Annotated in this window: 16 protein-coding genes; 8 read left to right on the top strand and 8 right to left on the bottom strand. The window is 44.5% G+C overall.

The features are described 5' to 3' along the window. Positions 1-12: 12 nt before the first annotated feature. The gene (def, locus tag FFR00_RS05860) at positions 13-513 is read right to left on the bottom strand and encodes a peptide deformylase (protein WP_137672450.1); all 501 of its coding nucleotides are present in this window, start codon (positions 511-513) and stop codon (positions 13-15) included. Positions 514-614: 101 nt separating this feature from the next. Here def and FFR00_RS05855 point away from each other — a divergent pair, with 101 nt between their 5' ends. The 5 genes from FFR00_RS05855 to FFR00_RS05835 all read left to right on the top strand — a co-directional run bounded on the left by FFR00_RS05855 (position 615) and on the right by FFR00_RS05835 (position 4484). Beyond that, the gene (locus tag FFR00_RS05855; RefSeq protein ID WP_161985101.1) at positions 615-1691 is read left to right on the top strand and encodes a LysM peptidoglycan-binding domain-containing protein; all 1077 of its coding nucleotides are present in this window, start codon (positions 615-617) and stop codon (positions 1689-1691) included. Next, entirely contained in the window at positions 1692-2795 is a 1104-nt protein-coding gene (gene dprA / locus FFR00_RS05850; RefSeq protein ID WP_137672448.1) for a DNA-processing protein DprA, read from the top strand. Between the two features lie 2 nt (positions 2796-2797). Further along, positions 2798-3271, top strand: a complete 474-nt coding sequence (locus tag FFR00_RS05845) for a DUF494 family protein (protein WP_137672447.1) — start codon at positions 2798-2800, stop codon at positions 3269-3271. Positions 3272-3399: 128 nt separating this feature from the next. Then, entirely contained in the window at positions 3400-3978 is a 579-nt protein-coding gene (locus FFR00_RS05840) for a type I DNA topoisomerase (protein ID WP_137672446.1), read from the top strand. A gap of 92 nt (positions 3979-4070) precedes the next feature. Continuing rightward, positions 4071-4484, top strand: a complete 414-nt coding sequence (locus FFR00_RS05835) for a hypothetical protein (protein ID WP_137672445.1) — start codon at positions 4071-4073, stop codon at positions 4482-4484. A gap of 92 nt (positions 4485-4576) precedes the next feature. Here the strand turns inward: FFR00_RS05835 and glnG are convergent, their stop codons facing one another. From glnG to glnA, 4 genes are all read right to left on the bottom strand, one after another. After that, a complete protein-coding gene (glnG, locus tag FFR00_RS05830) occupies positions 4577-5986 on the bottom strand; it encodes a nitrogen regulation protein NR(I) (RefSeq protein ID WP_137672444.1) in 1410 nt (469 codons plus the stop codon). Between the two features lie 12 nt (positions 5987-5998). Further along, positions 5999-7054, bottom strand: a complete 1056-nt coding sequence (gene glnL / locus FFR00_RS05825; RefSeq protein WP_137672610.1) for a nitrogen regulation protein NR(II) — start codon at positions 7052-7054, stop codon at positions 5999-6001. A gap of 75 nt (positions 7055-7129) precedes the next feature. Beyond that, on the bottom strand, positions 7130-7672 hold the full coding sequence (locus FFR00_RS05820) for a DUF4124 domain-containing protein (RefSeq protein ID WP_161985100.1): 543 nt from the start codon (positions 7670-7672) through the stop codon (positions 7130-7132). A 104-nt stretch (positions 7673-7776) separates the two neighbouring features. Beyond that, positions 7777-9183 carry a glutamate--ammonia ligase gene (gene glnA / locus FFR00_RS05815; protein WP_137672442.1) on the bottom strand — a complete coding sequence of 469 codons (1407 nt, stop codon included), beginning with the start codon at positions 9181-9183 and terminating at the stop codon, positions 7777-7779. Positions 9184-9523: 340 nt separating this feature from the next. On the opposite strand from glnA, the gene typA reads away from it, so the two are divergent. After that, positions 9524-11347 (top strand): translational GTPase TypA, encoded by a 1824-nt coding sequence (typA, locus tag FFR00_RS05810; protein WP_137672441.1) that lies wholly within the window; start codon positions 9524-9526, stop codon positions 11345-11347. A 69-nt stretch (positions 11348-11416) separates the two neighbouring features. On the opposite strand, the gene FFR00_RS05805 is transcribed toward typA, so the two are convergent. The 3 genes from FFR00_RS05805 to FFR00_RS05795 form a co-directional block, all read right to left on the bottom strand. After that, positions 11417-12247, bottom strand: coding sequence for a PEP-CTERM/exosortase system-associated acyltransferase (locus FFR00_RS05805; RefSeq protein ID WP_161985099.1), 831 nt, complete (start codon positions 12245-12247; stop codon positions 11417-11419). Positions 12248-12595: 348 nt separating this feature from the next. Further along, complete coding sequence (cls, locus tag FFR00_RS05800) at positions 12596-14044, bottom strand: cardiolipin synthase (RefSeq protein ID WP_137672439.1); 1449 nt, start codon at positions 14042-14044, stop codon at positions 12596-12598. Between the two features lie 107 nt (positions 14045-14151). Then, positions 14152-15711: a SulP family inorganic anion transporter gene (locus FFR00_RS05795; protein WP_137672438.1), complete on the bottom strand. Its 1560-nt coding sequence runs from the start codon at positions 15709-15711 to the stop codon at positions 14152-14154. A 195-nt stretch (positions 15712-15906) separates the two neighbouring features. Between FFR00_RS05795 and FFR00_RS05790 the strand changes: the two genes are divergently transcribed. Both FFR00_RS05790 and dtd read left to right on the top strand, forming a co-directional pair. After that, positions 15907-16803, top strand: a complete 897-nt coding sequence (locus FFR00_RS05790) for a virulence factor BrkB family protein (RefSeq protein WP_137672437.1) — start codon at positions 15907-15909, stop codon at positions 16801-16803. Beyond that, positions 16800-17237 carry a D-aminoacyl-tRNA deacylase gene (gene dtd, locus FFR00_RS05785; protein ID WP_137672436.1) on the top strand — a complete coding sequence of 146 codons (438 nt, stop codon included), beginning with the start codon at positions 16800-16802 and terminating at the stop codon, positions 17235-17237. Before FFR00_RS05790 ends, dtd begins: the two co-directional genes overlap by 4 nt. Positions 17238-17289: the final 52 nt, after the last annotated feature.

Below are 17289 nucleotides of genomic sequence, written 5' to 3'. Positions count from 1 at the left end.
ATTGGTTAAGGCTTACTTGCGGCGAGCAAGTTTTTCTAGCTTAGTTTTTACCCGCTGGCGTTTAAGCGGCGACAAATAATCGATAAACAACTTACCTTTTAGGTGGTCGAGTTCGTGCTGTACACAAATCGCCAGTAAACCTTCCGCTTCAAAAATTTGCTCATTGCCGTCGACATCCAAAGATTTCACTTTGATTTTTTCGGCTCTAGGCACTTGCGCGCGATACTCAGGAACAGACAAACATCCCTCTTCGTTAAGCGCGTCGCCGTCGGCTTCAATAATTTCTGGGTTTATTAGCGCAAGTCGTTGATCTCGCTCCTCAGAGACGTCGATTACAACAATTTGCTGATGAATGTTGACCTGTGTCGCAGCTAGGCCAACTCCTTCCTCTAGATACATGGTTTCAAACATGTTTTCGATTATAGTTCTAAGATTATCATCAATATTATTAACGGGTTGCGCTATAGTACGCAAACGCTCGTCTGGAAAACACAATACTTCGAGTACAGCCATAGCTTCTGTCTTTAATTAGGTTTTGGTAGATTGGTGGTAATTCTAGTCATTTATGTGACTAAAAAACAGCTTTGGATATAGGGATGTCGCTGGGAGACACTATGAAAGGGAAAAAATTAGTTTGGCTTTGGGCCTCTTTGTTGTTGTTAGTTGGAGGCGCAATTGCTGACACTTTAAAATTAAAGGAGGATTTTCCCGAAGTTTACGTTGTAAAAAAAGGTGATACTTTGTGGGACATTTCTGCTTTGTATCTACACTCTCCTTGGTTGTGGCCACGTTTATGGCAATTTAACCCGCAGGTAGAAAACCCGCATTTAATCTATCCTGGTGATCGTTTATCGCTGGTATATGAAAATGGCGAGCCACGTTTAGTGCGCAAACGCATTGTTAAAGTTACGCCAAAAGCGCGTATCGAAGAAAAAGCCCCACCGATTCCAACGGTACCACTGGCTTCAATTAGTGCCTTTTTGACACATGATCATATTGTTGATGAAGATACCTTGAAAGGTGCTCCTTACGTACTCGGCGACAATGATGCGCAATCACGTATTGCTATTGGCCGTGCCATGTATGCGCGTGGAGAAACTAAGCCTGGTCAGTATTACGGTATTTACCGTATTGGTAACAAATACCGCGATCCGGAAACGAAAGAAGAGTTAGGCCAGATTCTTACCTTTATCGGTATTGGTGTATCTGAACGCAAACATGAAGATAACATTACTCAGTTTAAAGTCACTCAAGTACTAAAAGAGATTAACCAAGGCGACATCATGTTGGAGCTGCCTGACCAAGATCGCCTACCTGCTTACTTTGTTCCTAACAACAAGCAGATAGAAGAGAGTGGTTATATTATTTCTGCGGCAACCGATACCTCTGTAATGAGTCGCTACGACGTAGTGATTATTAACAAAGGGACTCGTGACAACGTGGCGCCGGGCGATATGTTTGCCGTGGCTCAACCGGGTAAGGTAATGATTGATAAGGTGAAGCGTAAATCTTATGAAGATACGGCCAATCATTTTGACCGAGTATTTAATAATGACGATCAGCGCGTTAGCTTACCAAACGAAAAAGTCGGCGAGCTGATGGTATTTAAGTCTTATGAAAAACTAAGTTATGCCATTATTACTGATAGCAAAGTGATTCTTCGTCCTAATTATTTGGTGGAGAACCTATAGTTGCTACCGAGTTTATCGGTAGTTCAATATCTACTGCTTGCAGGTGTGCCGAGGTTTTCGGTGCAGCGCCTGCAAGCAGCTTTATCTCATTGCTCCGTTGACCAACTGCTGAGTGCTGATGAAACTCAGTTACAAGCTTGGCAATTTAGCCCGCAACAAATTTCTGCCCTCCGTCAACCCAATCAAGCTCGTATTAACTTAGCGCTAGCGTGGTTAGAACAAAGCGATTGCCACCTTATTGGCTGTTTTGATGCCTTATATCCAGAGTGTTTACGCAATATTCAGCGCCCACCGCTTTTACTGTTTGTGCGTGGTAATCCAGCGCTTTTAGCTAAACCTCAATTGGCGATGGTGGGAAGCCGTCATGCAGGTATATCGGGGCTTAATCATGCAAAAGATTTTGCCCAGCAGTTGGCTCAGCAAGGATTAACTATTACCAGTGGAATGGCCTTAGGCATTGATGCTGCCGCGCATAAAGGTGCGCTATTGGCTAGGGCAGACGCTACCATTGCCGTGGTGGCTACAGGACTAGACAGGGTTTACCCTAAGCGACACCAGCAGCTAGCTCACGAGATTGTGCAGCAAGGCGCTATAGTGAGCGAGTTTTGGCCTGGTACAGCGGCTAAAGCCAATCACTTCCCTCGTCGTAATCGAATTATTAGCGGTTTAAGCCAAGCCGTGTTGGTGGTGCAAGCTGGCTTGCCGAGTGGTTCGCTGTTAACGGCTAATTACGCGGCGGAGCAGGGCCGCGATGTGTTCGCGGTACCGGGTTCAATAGACGACCCTTTACACGCAGGCTGCCACCATTTGATTCAGCAAGGAGCTAAATTGGTCACTTCTCCGGTCGATATAATGGAAGAGCTAGACGGATTTGGCGGTCAAAGCTCCTTGGCTTTACCCGCGGTGGAGCAAAATATGCAGGAACAAGATTTGCCTTATCGTCAATTGTTGGATAACGTATCTTATGAGACGACGTCAATTGATGAACTCGTCTTAAGCACTCAACAACCTGTTGATGCTGTACTCGCTCAGTTAACTGAGCTTGAGATATTGGGTGTTGTGGCCGTTGTGCCAGGTGGTTACGTCAAGCTGAGGAGGAACTAACTATGTTTGATATCCTCATGTATCTATTCGAAACTTACATTCATAGTGATGTAGAGCTGTTGATGGATCACGATGAGCTCACAGAAGAGCTCAGTCGCGCAGGGTTTCATAAAGAAGAAATCTATAAGGCATTGGATTGGTTGGAGCAACTTGCAGCCCTGCAAGATAGCGATAAGCAGCCTTATTTAAATCCTTCTGAGATTCCCTCATTAAGGGTGTATACCACACCTGAAATTGCTAAATTAGACGTGTCTTGCCGAGGCTTTTTGTTGTTCCTTGAACAAATGAAAGTACTCAATGCAGAAACACGTGAAATGGTAATTGACCGAGTGATGGAGCTAGATGGGCCAGAACTTGAACTGGAAGATTTAAAATGGATCATTTTAATGGTGCTGTTTAATGTTCCAGGTAGTGAATCGGCTTATCAACAAATGGAAGAACTATTATTCGATTTGGGTGATGGTCCACTGCATTAGGGCTTAAGTACACCGCTGCCAAGCGGTGTTACGCCAACTTATCATCTCGATAGAGCTTTGCTTGCGTCGAATCAATAGCCTATTGGCGCTATTTTGTTATGCTTAGCAAAGTTCAACGAGGTGTAAGCATGTCTAAGATTGACCCTAAATTATTTTCCGCACACGAACACGCCTTAGAAAAAGAATACGATGTTTGCCCCAAATGTGGTGGCGAGCTGCAACATCGCAATAGCAAATCGGGCCCCTTCCTAGGGTGTAGCCAATATCCAAGTTGTGACTACAGTCGAGCGTTGCACCAACAAGATCATTCGCTAGAGAAAATACTGCCTGGAACTGAATGCCCTAAATGTGGTGAGGAGCTGATGCTACGCCAAGGGCGTTACGGTATGTTTATTGGTTGTAGCGCGTTTCCAAGTTGTCAGCACATTGAGTCAGCACAACCGCAAGCAGAAAGCGCCCCCGAGATTACTTGTCCCTCTTGCAACAAAGGTAAGTTAGCTTCTCGCCAATCACGTTTTGGTAAAACCTTTTATGCCTGTAACGCCTATCCCAAATGTTCATATGCAGTAAATGATCAGCCCATCGCTAAGCCTTGCCCTGATTGTGGTTGGAAGTTATTAGTACTGAAGAAAACTGCAGCAGGAAAACGGGAAGTGTGCCCGCAAAAGTCTTGTTCTTACAAAAGCGCACCTCTAGTTGAGTTATAAGTTTTAGTGTTCTGAACTTTAGGAAATAGCTCTAAATAGAGATAAGTTGCCTATAATCGAAGAAGCTTCGATTGAGCAGGTAGAAAACTAAAGTGATAATAGATAACTTTTATACTTTACGAACAGACCAACAAGTGATGATTATCAGTATTATTGGCTCTTGGGACGTGAAGACTGCTGAGGCATTTATTAAGGACTATAAATCCTACGCTAATGGCTTGTGCCATGACAATTGGGCTCACTTCGTTTACTTTGATGAATGGACCTTGGCCGTTCCAGAAGTTGAACCATTAATCCATGAGATGCTGGAATGGGCGATAATGCGAAATATGACTCATTCGGTACGTATCTACAAAAAAAACACTTTAAAAGACTATCAACTGCAAAGGATGATAGGGCAGCAGCCAGAAGATCATATTAATCGCAATTTTTCATCAGCAGCAGAAGGTTTTGAGTTTTTAGCTGAAAATGGCTTTACGGTAGGGCAAGCCACAATCGTTGCCTAAGTGGTGGCAAAGTCACTTATGATTTTTTCTATTCGCTTATTTTTGAGTAAAGCTTAACCAAGGCGGTTAAGCTTTATTCGGCATGCTGCTACTTAAGCTTCTACATCTAGCTCTTTTAACTTGCGAGTTAGGGTGTTTCGGCCCCAGCCTAATAATCGAGCGGCTTCTTGCTTGTGGCCATGAGTATGCTCAAGTGCTGTGGTAAGCATAATGCGTTCAAAGTCTGGCATGGCTTCACCTAATATATCTATTTGCCCAGATACCAATTGCTGAGACACCCAACTTTTAAGTAGTGAGCGCCAGTTAGTATCGGCACTTTCCCCTTGCTCGGTAATAACTGGTTGGCTTAACTCTGGCGGTAAGTCTGCTGGTAATACTTCCTGACCACTAGCCATTACGGTTAACCAGCGACAAACGTTTTCTAGCTGCCTTACATTACCTGGCCAAGCCAGTTGCATCATAAAGCGCTGAGTGTCTTTGTGTAGCAGTTTACTTTCTACATTCAGCTCTTTGGCGGCAATTTCTAAAAAGTGTTTGCCTAATGCGGGAATGTCTTCACGGCGCTCACACAATGAAGGTAAATGAATACGAATCACGTTTAAGCGGTGAAATAAATCTTCTCGGAAATCACCTTCAGCCACTTTTTTCTCTAAGTTCTGGTGAGTAGCTGCAATGATTCTTACATCCACCTGTACTGGAGAATGACCGCCAACGCGGTAAAACTGCCCGTCTGCTAATACCCGTAATAAACGGGTTTGAATGTCTAAGGGCATGTCACCAATTTCATCAAGAAATAGGGTTCCGCCGTTAGCTTGTTCAAAGCGACCGTGGCGAATATTGTTGGCGCCGGTAAATGCACCTTTCTCGTGGCCAAACAACTCAGATTCAATCAAGTCCTTTGGAATGGCTGCCATGTTAAGCGCAATAAAGCTGCCGCTGGCGCGTGGGCTATGTTTATGCAGGGCATGCGCAACAAGTTCTTTACCAGTACCCGATTGGCCATTAATAAGCACTGAGATACTGGAACGCGATAAACGACCAATCGCTCGAAATACCTCTTGCATAGCGGGTGCTTCACCAATAATTTCGGGCGCTGGAGAGCTAGGTTTGTTATTTGCTTTGCTGCCTTTTTGTTCTCTGGAAACCGTCACCGCACGCTCGGTTAACGAAACCGCTTCGTCAATATCAAAGGGTTTTGGCAAGTATTCAAATGCACCACGTTGGTAGGCATTTACCGCGCTATCCAAATCCGAATGGGCGGTCATGATAATCACTGGCATTTCTGGGAAGTGGCTTTGGATTTTCTCCAATAGGCTCAATCCGTCCATGCCTGGCATACGAATATCTGAAATGACTACGTCAGGTTGTTCATAGTCTAATTGCTGCAGCATCATTTCGCCGTCAGCAAAGCTTAGGCAATCATAGCCTGCCGTTTTTAACGCTTTTTCTAACACCCACCGAATAGAGCTGTCGTCGTCAACGACCCATATAGTTGCTGCCATGTTAGTACATCCTTAACGTCGTAGTGGAAGGTGAATGGTGAACTCGGTATGTCCGGGCCAGCTGGCGCATTCAATCTTCCCTTTATGCTGATTTATTAAATTCTGCGCGATTGATAAACCTAAACCTGTACCGCCTTCACGCCCGGTTACCATTGGGTAAAACAGAGTATCGAGTAGCTCAGTAGGTATCCCCGGGCCGTTATCTATAATTTTGATTTCTGCGGCCAGCTTAAAACGCTGCCCGGCAATGGTCGCTTGATGGGCGGTGCGGGTAACTATGTCTATCTTGCCACCACTTTCGCCCAGTGCTTGCACAGCGTTTTGTACAATATTGAGAAAGGCTTGTAAGAGTTGCTCGTGATCCATTTCAAAATCTGGAATGCTTGGATCGTAGTCTCGCTCAACGCTTATCCCTGAAGGCAAATCAAGTTTGACCAACTGGCGGACTTTTTCGAGTACCGAGTGCACGTTGTGTAGCTCATGTAAGCCTGGGCGCTGTGGCCCTAACAAGCGATCGACCAGTTTTCGCAGCCGATCGGCTTGCTCAATAATAATGCCGGTGAATTCTTTGAGTTCTGGATTCACTAGCTCTTTCTCAAGCAACTGTGCAGCGCCGCGCAGTCCGCCTAATGGGTTTTTGATTTCATGAGCTAAGCCGCGAACTAATTCTTTTGCGGCTTGTTGCTGGGCGTGTTGGTATAACTCTTGGGAAATTTTCTTCTGTTGACCAATGGCGCGCATTTCTAACATCAACAAGTTGTATTGTTGACTATTAATGCGCGTGGCCGAGAGCTCGACTAAAGCATGGTGGCTATCAAATACTAAGGTCACTTCGTTATCGGTAAAGCTCTGCCCTGAGCTACATACACTGCCAAGCTTGCTTAGGTCTAGAGAACTGTGTTTAACCTGCATGGCAAGCGGCTCGTCAATAAGCCGCTTGGCACTTTGCCCGAGTAACTGTTCGGCAGAAGCGTTTACATATTGAATTTTTAACTCAGCATCAAGCAGCACAATGGCGGTAACTTGATTTTCCAATACTAAACGTTCTAAGCCAGAGATCTCTAACACTACTCTCTCCTGAATGGGCGCACCAAGTTGGTGCTTCTGCACTGAGTTTAACCTCAAAAGGCAGAGAGTTGCTAGTTAGCCTCCCCCTGCTGCAGCTGCTCCAGCGCCAAATGCGTTAGCGCGGTGCAAAAATACGGTAATGGGTTTAGACGATGCAATTTCCTTGCCCGATTCATCAACCAACTGCACATGAATAGTATGGGCACCACGATCAATATTGGTGAGGTTAAAGCTCCCCATTTTAGTGATTTGCCCTTGGGGTACACCATCAAGCACCAACTTGTAGCCCATGCTATTTAACGGCAGTGGCGTAGTGGTTGCTGTAATCGAAATTTTGCCTTCGTTGTCGCGAATGGTTTGTTCATGACTTGGGCTGGTAATTTGTACTTGATACTTAATTGGTTTTTGTTTCTTTTTCAGGGGGGGACGCGGAGTTGCCAAGGGGCCATCGGTGGCTGGCGGAGCGACGTCTACCTGTAGTTCGGTAGCGCCAACTTGGGGGCGATCTGAAAAGTGGGTGATGCCATTCTCATCTACCCATTGGTAAATAGTGTCGGCGGCTTGAACACTTACTAGTCCGAAACTGATAAAAAAAATGATAGCAAACCATTTGCTCATTGATAATTCCTCCATTCAACCTGCTAACGGTGGGCAAAAACCTATTGAAAAGCAATAAAAAAACCCGCTTTAAAGCGGGTTTTTTAAGCTGTGTAACGTTTTGTTTATACGCTGTAGTACAATTCGAACTCAACTGGGTGAGTTGTCATGTTGATGCGCTCAACGTCAGCTGATTTCAATGCGATGTAAGAATCGATGTAATCGTTGCTGAATACGCCGCCAGCAGTTAAGAATTCACGGTCTGCATCTAGGCAAGCTAGTGCATTTTCAAGTGAGGTTGCCACTTGTGGAATTTCAGCTGCTTCTTCTGCAGGTAAGTCGTATAAATCCTTGTCCATAGCATCGCCAGGGTGGATTTTGTTTTTGATCCCGTCAAGGCCAGCCATCAACATTGCAGAGAATGCTAAGTATGGGTTAGCTGTTGGGTCAGGGAAACGTACTTCGATACGACGAGCTTTAGGCGAAGGTACTACTGGAATACGGATAGAAGCAGAACGGTTACGTGCTGAGTAAGCTAGCATAACTGGCGCTTCAAAACCTGGTACCAAACGCTTGTAAGAGTTGGTAGATGCGTTAGCAAAAGCGTTAATCGCTTTAGCATGTTTGATGATACCGCCAATGTAGAACAATGCAGTTTCAGATAGGCCACCATATAGGTCACCAGCAAACAAGTTTTCGCCGTCTTTCCAAATTGATTGGTGAACGTGCATACCGCTACCGTTATCACCAACAACTGGCTTAGGCATGAAAGTCGCTGTTTTACCGTAAGCGTGAGCTACGTTGTGAACAACATACTTAAGAACTTGAGTTTCATCAGCTTTTTCAACGATTGAGTTGAATAAAGTGGCGATTTCGTTCTGACCTGCTGTTGCTACTTCGTGGTGGTGCGCTTCAACAGTTTGACCCATTTCTTCAAGTACTAAACACATTGCTGAGCGTAGGTCTTGTGAAGAATCAACTGGTGCTACTGGGAAGTAACCGCCTTTAACGCCAGGACGGTGACCAGTGTTACCGTCTTCAAAATGCTTGTCTGAGTTCCAAGACGCTTCATCAGCATCAATTTTGTACATAGAACCTGACATGTCAGTTTTGTACTTAACGTCATCAAACAAGAAGAACTCTGGCTCAGGACCGAAGTATGCAGAATCTGCAATACCGGTAGAACGCATGTATTCTTCAGCGCGCTTAGCTACAGAGCGTGGGTCACGGTCGTAACCTTGCATAGTTGCTGGCTCAAGAATGTCACAACGAAGGTTTAGAGTGTTTTCTTCTGTGAACGGGTCTAGTACTGCAGTAGCAGGATCAGGCATTAATACCATGTCTGATTCGTTAATGCCTTTCCAGCCTGAAATAGAAGAACCATCAAACATTTTGCCGTCGGTGAAGAAATCTTCGTCAACCTGGTGAGATGGAATAGATACGTGTTGCTCTTTACCTTTAGTATCGGTAAAGCGTAAGTCAACAAATTTAACCTCTTGCTCTTTAAGCAAAGCTAAAACTTCTGCAGACATGTTTTTAACCTCCGGTGTCATCAAAATTGATGGTTCAATCGATTTAATAGTATTTATAACGAATTAACGCTGTTGTGTTGCTTGAAGCTAAAACTGTGCCAACACATAAGATATTGATATATATGGTTGTTATGGGAAGGGGCATCAATTTAGTGCAATGCGGTGCACTTTTGTGGTGCTGTTCTTGTCCATTTTGGTGCGTTAAGTTTCTAGCCGCACTTATCATACCCTAAGTGGGTAGGAGAAAAACCGTGATCAACTTAAAACTATGAGAAGTTGTCGTTTATATGTACAATAGCGCACTTTTTACTTTTACCTCATTATAAAAGGGCTGAGAGCCGTGCTAGATAAGTTAAGAAACATCGCCATTATTGCTCACGTTGACCACGGGAAAACGACCCTAGTTGACAAGTTATTGCAGCAATCCGGTACGCTAACTACTCGTGGTGATGCTGAAGAGCGAGTCATGGACTCTAACGACATTGAGAAAGAGCGTGGTATTACCATTCTTGCAAAAAATACTGCTATTGAATGGAACGACTACCATATCAACATTGTTGATACTCCTGGGCACGCCGACTTCGGTGGAGAAGTAGAGCGTGTTATGTCTATGGCTGACTCAGTGTTGCTACTTGTTGATGCCCAAGAAGGCCCAATGCCGCAAACACGCTTTGTAACACAAAAAGCGTTTGCTCAAGGCCTTAAGCCAATCTTAGTCATTAACAAGATTGATAAACCAGGTGCTCGCCCTGATTGGGTTATGGATCAAGTATTTGATTTATTCGATAACCTTGGTGCAACTGACGATCAGTTAGACTTTAAAGTGGTTTATGCATCAGCGATTAACGGCTGGGCAACCATGGACTTAGATGAGCCATCAGACAACATGGAACCATTGTTCCAAGCAATTGTTGAAAATGTTGCTCCTCCAGCTGCTGACCCAAGTGGCGATTTCCAGATGCAAATTTCTCAGTTAGATTACAACTCTTATGTTGGTGTTATCGGTGTAGGCCGTATTACTCGCGGTAGTGTTGTGCCTAACCAACAAGTGACTGTAGTGGGCGCTGACGGTAAAACCCGCAATGGTAAAGTTGGCCTTGTGCTAAGTTACTTGGGCCTAGAGCGTCAAGAAACACAGAAAGCAGAAGCCGGTAACATTATTGCTATTACGGGTCTTGGCGAGCTTAAAATCTCTGACACCATTTGTGATACCAACAACGTTGAAGCCTTAACGCCACTGAGTGTTGATGAACCTACGGTTAACATGACTTTCCAGGTAAACAACTCTCCGTTTGCTGGTAAAGAAGGTAAATTTGTTACTTCTCGAAACATTCTTGAGCGTTTGCAAAAAGAAATGGTTCATAACGTTGCTTTACGTGTTGAAGAAATGGACGATCCGGATAAATTCCGCGTATCTGGCCGTGGCGAGCTTCACTTAGGTATCCTTATCGAAAACATGCGTCGTGAAGGTTTTGAGCTTGCGGTATCACGCCCAGAAGTAATTCTGCGTACGGTAGATGGCAAACTTGAAGAACCGTACGAAACAGTAACCATTGATGTTGAAGAAGCGCATCAGGGTAGTGTTATGGAGCAAATGGGCTTACGTAAGGGTGACCTTACTGATATGGCACCAGATGGCAAAGGCCGTGTTCGCATGGACTTCTTGATGCCAAGCCGTGGTTTAATGGGTTTCCAAACTGAATTCATGACGCTAACTTCAGGTTCAGGTCTGATTTACCATACTTTTGAACGTTACGGTCCACATAAGGGCGGTACGATTGGTCAGCGTCAAAACGGCGTATTGATCTCAAATGCTACCGGTAAAGCACTGACTTACTCGTTGTATAACCTACAAGACCGTGGTCGTTTATTTACTCAACATGCCGACGAAGTATACGAAGGTCAAATCGTGGGTATTCACAGCCGTGATAACGATTTAACAGTAAACTGTCTGAAAGGTAAGCAGCTAACTAACGTTCGTTCTTCAGGTACTGATGAAGCACAAGTACTAACGCCACCGATTCTTATGACTCTTGAGCAAGCGCTTGAGTTTATTGATGATGACGAGTTAGTAGAAGTGACGCCTGAAAGCATTCGTATTCGTAAGCGTTTGCTTACCGAAAACGAACGTAAGCGTGCGGGTCGCCCACCTAAGGCACCATAAGCAAGCGTTTATAAGGTGATTGAAAAAGGCAGCTTAGGCTGCCTTTTTTAGTTTTTGTAAAAATTTTTGTTAAGCGGGGGAGTTGGCGAGTAAGCCTATTTTAGGGTTAACGCTTTGTTTAATCAGCTCAAACAAAGGTTGATATAACAAGGGGAGTTGCTCTTGAAAGCGCTCAAGAGTGATGTGGTAAGCCGCTCTAATACCGTGGTAATCAATATTTGGGCTAATGCGCGTCATCTTAATGCCAAACAAGGACAAGCTTCGGGCGAGTTTGGGTTCAACCATCACGTAAGCGTGTTTAATGCCACTTTGTTCAGCAACAATCGATGCTGCTAAATATAAACTCATGGTGATGTAGGGAAAGGTTCTCAGCTCTTTTTGGCTAAATTCCGCTAACGTCATGCCTGAAGGCCGATTACCACTTTTGTTATCAATTTTCCTACGACGAAATTGAGTATCTAAAGCCACGCGCGACACTTCGCAAATACTTTCTCTGGCAAAATTATCTGGGTGCAATGCTTGATGAGTAATGGCCGAACCGCAGGCATCCAAAATAGGCAGACTCTGTTGACCTTTTGGGTGCACCATTCTTAAGCAACCGGCATCAAGCCCGCTGGTTAAATGTTGCACTCGGCAATACTGTGAGTAGCTATCGTAGTTGTCTTTTTCCTGCTGCAGCTTATTACTGGGTTCAAATTTAAACTCTTCACAATACACGCGATGGCGTAATTGATAGACCTTCTTCACTTCAGAATCGTTACTCGCGATACTCGCTTGAAAAAAACGTTGGTAGCGTTGTGCGAGTTCTTCGCCTTGGTGCTGAAGTGCTAATTGCTTTACAGAGGAGGCGCTTAGTTGCAACTTACGCGGAGCAATGGAACTGGGTTGTTGATGACTCACATGAAAACCTAGATATATCCTATAAATCGCCAAGCATAACGAGCGAAAATGTATGATTATGGGGGAATTGATTACATGCCCAAATGGCTATTTAGTCACTTTATTTAGATGTTTTTGTGATTGAAATGTGCGGTAGCTCAGTTTATAGGTGCTGAAAGCCTTATTCATACTATAAATGTATTGCGCTGGATAATAGTTGGAGGCGCGACGTTTAAGGATTGTTAGCTAGTTCTTGGATTGCAGTATTCTACCCTTACCTAGCATGATTACTTCCTTTCAGAGTAAAGGGCTTGAATAACTATGCAGTGGTGAATAACGTGCCTTGCTAGGTCTTAGGTCGTTTGATTGCTACAGCAAAGGACTAAAAATATGGATAATATTTTCCATCAACCGTCGATAAACGGGACGTTTTCGCCAGGCAATAGCATCAACTTTACTGCTTTGTTGTAAGTAGTGTTGCATGATTCTATATAAATCTTTGGCGTAATCTTTGTCATCAATAATCGATGTCACTTCAAAGTTAAGCCATAAACTGCGCATGTCTAAATTTACGGTGCCCACCAAAGCAACTTGCTGATCGATTAGCAGGCTTTTGGTGTGTAATAAACCGCCATTGAATTTGAAGATATTAACGCCAGCATCTAATAGTTGCTGATAAAAGGAATGGCTGGCGTACCGTACCAAAAAGGAATCATTTCTTGCGGGTAAAATTAGGTTAACTTCTACCCCGCGATTAGCGGCAGTCACTAAGGCCATTTGCAGGCTTTCATCAGGCACAAAGTAAGGGCTGGTTAATACAATTTGTTGCTTGGCTAAGTATAAAGACGAGAGCAGTAACTGAATAACATGGTCGCCAAAGATGCCTGGTCCTGAAGGCATAATCTGCATGAGCTGCTGACCAGCAGAAGCGGCAGGAGAGACTAAATCTAATTGCTCGATAAGTGCCAAGCCAGTTTCCATTTCAATATCGTAAGCGACCACCGCTTGTAGGTTTACTGCAGCGGGACCTTCCACCCTCAACATCAAATCAACCCATTGGCCAAGGCCGCGCTGCTGATTAAAAAAGCGTGGGTCTACGAGATTCATAGAGCCGGTATACGCCACGTGTTGGTCAATGGCAGCAATTTTTCGATGCAGCCTTAAATCTATGCGTTGTAGTAGCATTCGAATGGGGTTGGCGTGTAATGCTTCAATCACATTTACGCCAGCATGTTCTAGTTGGGGTCTTTTCTCAGAGCTTAAAAACTCTCTTGATCCTACTGAGTCAGCCAGTAAGTACACACTTACTTTTCGTTGGGCAGCAAGCGCCAAAGCGTCTAACAATGGGTCGACTAATCCACCGAGTTGTACAATGTAAAACTCAAGGTAGATGGTGGTTTTTGCTTGGTGTATATCTTGGGTTAGCTGGCTTAGCGTAGAGAGGGAATCTTCAAGGTTTTGTAATAAATTCCCTCCCAATATTGGCAAGCCAAGCAAACGCCGGGTTAGTTTGTTTAGGGGTTCTGCTTGTTCTGAACAGGAGCGCTCTACAGCGTGAGGAGAACGCTTAAACTGGTGTACACTTTGTTTGTACTTGGTTTCCATTACTCGCGCTCGCCTAGCGCGCAAGCGGCCCAAATAGCGCTCACCAAATAGCTGGTAGCAAATAATGCCCAGTAAAGGTATTGCAAAAATCAGTAGCAGCCAGGTAAGGGTTACGCCTACTGGACGGCGTTTTAACATCACTTGTAGGGCCACTGCAATAATCAGCAATACATAAATGAGCAAACCTAAGTCAGACAAAAATGAATCTATCACTGTGGCCCCTAACGCCGCACAACCTCTATTTAATCTAGCATGCGAGCAAAAAAAAAGCCGTTAACTCACTCGGAGTTAACGGCTTTATCTTGATGAGGTTAACGCGCTTAGTTGTCTAACGTATCGCTGGCAACTTTGTAGCTAGGATCTTCAATCAAGTTCACTTCAACCGCGCTGCCTGCTTTAGTTAGTAGCTTGCGACATTCAGGGCTAAGGTGCTTAAGGTGTAGAGTTTTACCGGCTTTTTCGTAACGCTCAGCCAAGGTATCAATGGCTTCAATCGCAGAGTGATCACTCACTCTCGATTTAGCAAAATCAATCACTACATCTTTTGGGTCGTTGGCTGGGCTAAATAAATCTAAGAAGTTAGCCGCAGAACCAAAGAACAATGGACCATCTAGTTGATACACCTTGTGGTCTTCATCATCGCTAGACGTGGTCACGTAGATGTGTTTTGCGTGGTTCCAAGCAAATACCAAAGCCGACACAATTACACCAATCACTACGGCTACTGCCAAGTCAGTGAATACCGTAACAACCGATACCAATACAATCACAAAGAAATCTGCTTTTGGCACCTTGTTAATCATGCGTAAACTGGCCCATTCAAAGGTACCTAGTACTACCATAAACATCACACCAACCAGTGCTGCTAATGGGATCATTTCGATTAAAGATGAGCCAAACAAAATAAAGCCAAGCAAGGCTAATGCAGCGCTGATGCCTGATAAACGGCCACGGCCGCCTGAGCGAATGTTAATCATACTCTGGCCAATCATGGCACAACCGCCCATGCCACCAAAGAAACCGGTTGTAACGTTTGCAACGCCTTGGCCAATACATTCTTTGTTACCGTGACCACGGGTGCCTGTCATCTCATCAACTACCGTTAAGGTGAGTAGAGACTCAATCAAACCAATTGCCGCCAATACTAGAGCATAAGGGAAGATGATTTTTAAGGTTTCTAAGTTGAAAGGCACGCTTGGAATAGAGAAGCTCGGCAGACCACCGGCAATTGTCGCATTAGCATCGCCAGTCATACTGCGTACAAAATCTACTACGGTGCGGGTATCTAAGTTAAGCACATGCACTGATACCGTTACCCCCACAATGGCGACTAGAGAAGCAGGTACTGCGCTGGTAAGCTTCGGTAAAAAGTGGATTACTGCCATAGTAATCGCCACTAGGCCTAACATAATCCATAGTTGGCTACCTTGCATCCATTCCATTTCACCAAAGGCATTAGGCACTTGAAACTGCCCTAATTGCGCTAAGAAAATCACAATGGCTAAGCCATTAACAAAGCCTAGCATTACCGGGTGGGGTACCATGCGAATAAACTTACCGAGATGGAATACCCCCGCAAGCACTTGCAGGATCCCCATTAATACCACGGTGGCAAATAAATACTGTACCCCGTGGTCTGCGACTAGTGCGACCATTACTACCGCAAGTGCACCAGTGGCACCAGAAATCATCCCCGGGCGACCACCAATTACAGCGGTAATTAAACCCACCATAAAGGCCGCGTATAAACCGACTAAAGGTTCTACACCAGCAACAAAAGCGAAGGCTACTGCTTCGGGAACAAGCGCAAGCGCTACAGTTAAACCAGAGAGTAGGTCGTTTTTAACCGTAGCTCCCCGAAATTTAGGAAATTCAAACATGGTTCTTAGGATCCAAAAAAGAACAAAACGAAATGGGGCGGGAGTCTAGCACTTTATGTGATTCAGTTCAAAAAAACATCAGCTTTTGTTTAGCTTTTTTTTGTTAAATAAGAGGCTTAAGCCCTTGTTAAACTTGAGTTGAGCGCATATCTGAGTCATTCTTTAGCCATAAAAAACAAAGGAGTGAAATTAATCATGAGTGGCCGTTTAAAAACGCTTGATTGGCAAGGTTATTTTGCCACCGCAAAAAGCTTTAGCCATTTTCTGATTCAGCGTATCAAACAAGAAAAACTCACGATGATTGCCGGCTCACTTGCTTATGTCACGTTGCTGTCGTTGGTGCCTTTGGTGGCGGTGACTTTTTCAATTATCAGTGCTTTTCCGGTGTTTGCTGGATTTCAAATTCATATTGAAGATTTTGTCTTCAGCAACTTTGTGCCGGCTTCTGGCGAGGTGGTTAAAGAGAATCTACGCGGTTTTGTGGAGAACGCTTCAAAAATGACCGCGGTGGGAATAGCTGCATTGGCGGTGGTAGCGCTGATGTTGATTTCTACCATCGACAAAAGTTTGAACATGATTTGGCGAGTAAAAGTGAAACGACGCTGGAGCAGCGCATTTCCTATGTATTGGATGATTCTTACTTTAGGTCCCTTGTTAATGGGGGGCAGCTTAGCTTTAAGTTCATATATTTTCTCTATGCAGTTGTTTGCTGATGAAACATTGTTGGGAATATGGAATCAACTGTTACGTATGGTGCCTTTGTTGTTTTCCATTGGCGCGTTTTGCTTGTTGTACTTATTGGTGCCTAACCAATCAATTCGTTTTAAACACGGTTTAACCGGTGCGGTTGTCGCCGCCTTGCTATTTGAGTTGGGCAAGCGTGGTTTTGCCTTATATGTGGCTTCATTTCCTTCTTACCAAGTGATCTACGGTGCCTTAGCAAGTATACCTATACTATTTGTATGGGTTTATGTGAGTTGGGTAGTGGTATTGATAGGCGCAGAGATCACCGCCGCTCTTGGCGAGTTTTCACAACAGCAACAGCAACAACAAGCACAAGCAATAGATAGCAACATAGAGGAGTCGTTATGATTGCTTTAATTCAACGGGTTCAGCAGGCCAGTGTCACAATTAGTGGTGAAACAAGTGGCAGCATTGGTCCTGGTTTATTAGTTTTGCTAGGCGTTGAACAAACCGATGATCAAAGCAAAGCGGTGAAGCTTTGTGAAAAGGTTATTAAGTACCGCATTTTTGCCGATGAAAACGGTAAAACTAACCTGAATGTGCAGCAAGCTGGGGGAAGCTTATTGGTAGTGTCGCAATTTACTTTAGTGGCCGATACCGATAAAGGCTTGCGCCCCGGGTTTTCTAAAGGGGCTACGCCAGAGCAAGCTAAACATCTTTACGAACATTTTGTCAGTGCCTGTAAAGACCGCGGCCTAGCTACCGAAACCGGTGTCTTTGCTGCCGACATGCAAGTGTCTTCCGTAAATGACGGGCCAATGACTTTTTGGCTTCAAATCTAATTTTCACCAATGAAATCGAAACTTTGCGGCGGCTCACATATCAGATTTGCTG

Source organism: Agarivorans sp. Toyoura001, assembly GCF_005405585.1.
Taxonomy (GTDB): Bacteria; Pseudomonadota; Gammaproteobacteria; order Enterobacterales; family Celerinatantimonadaceae; genus Agarivorans.
This window is presented reverse-complemented; position numbering and strand designations above follow the sequence as displayed.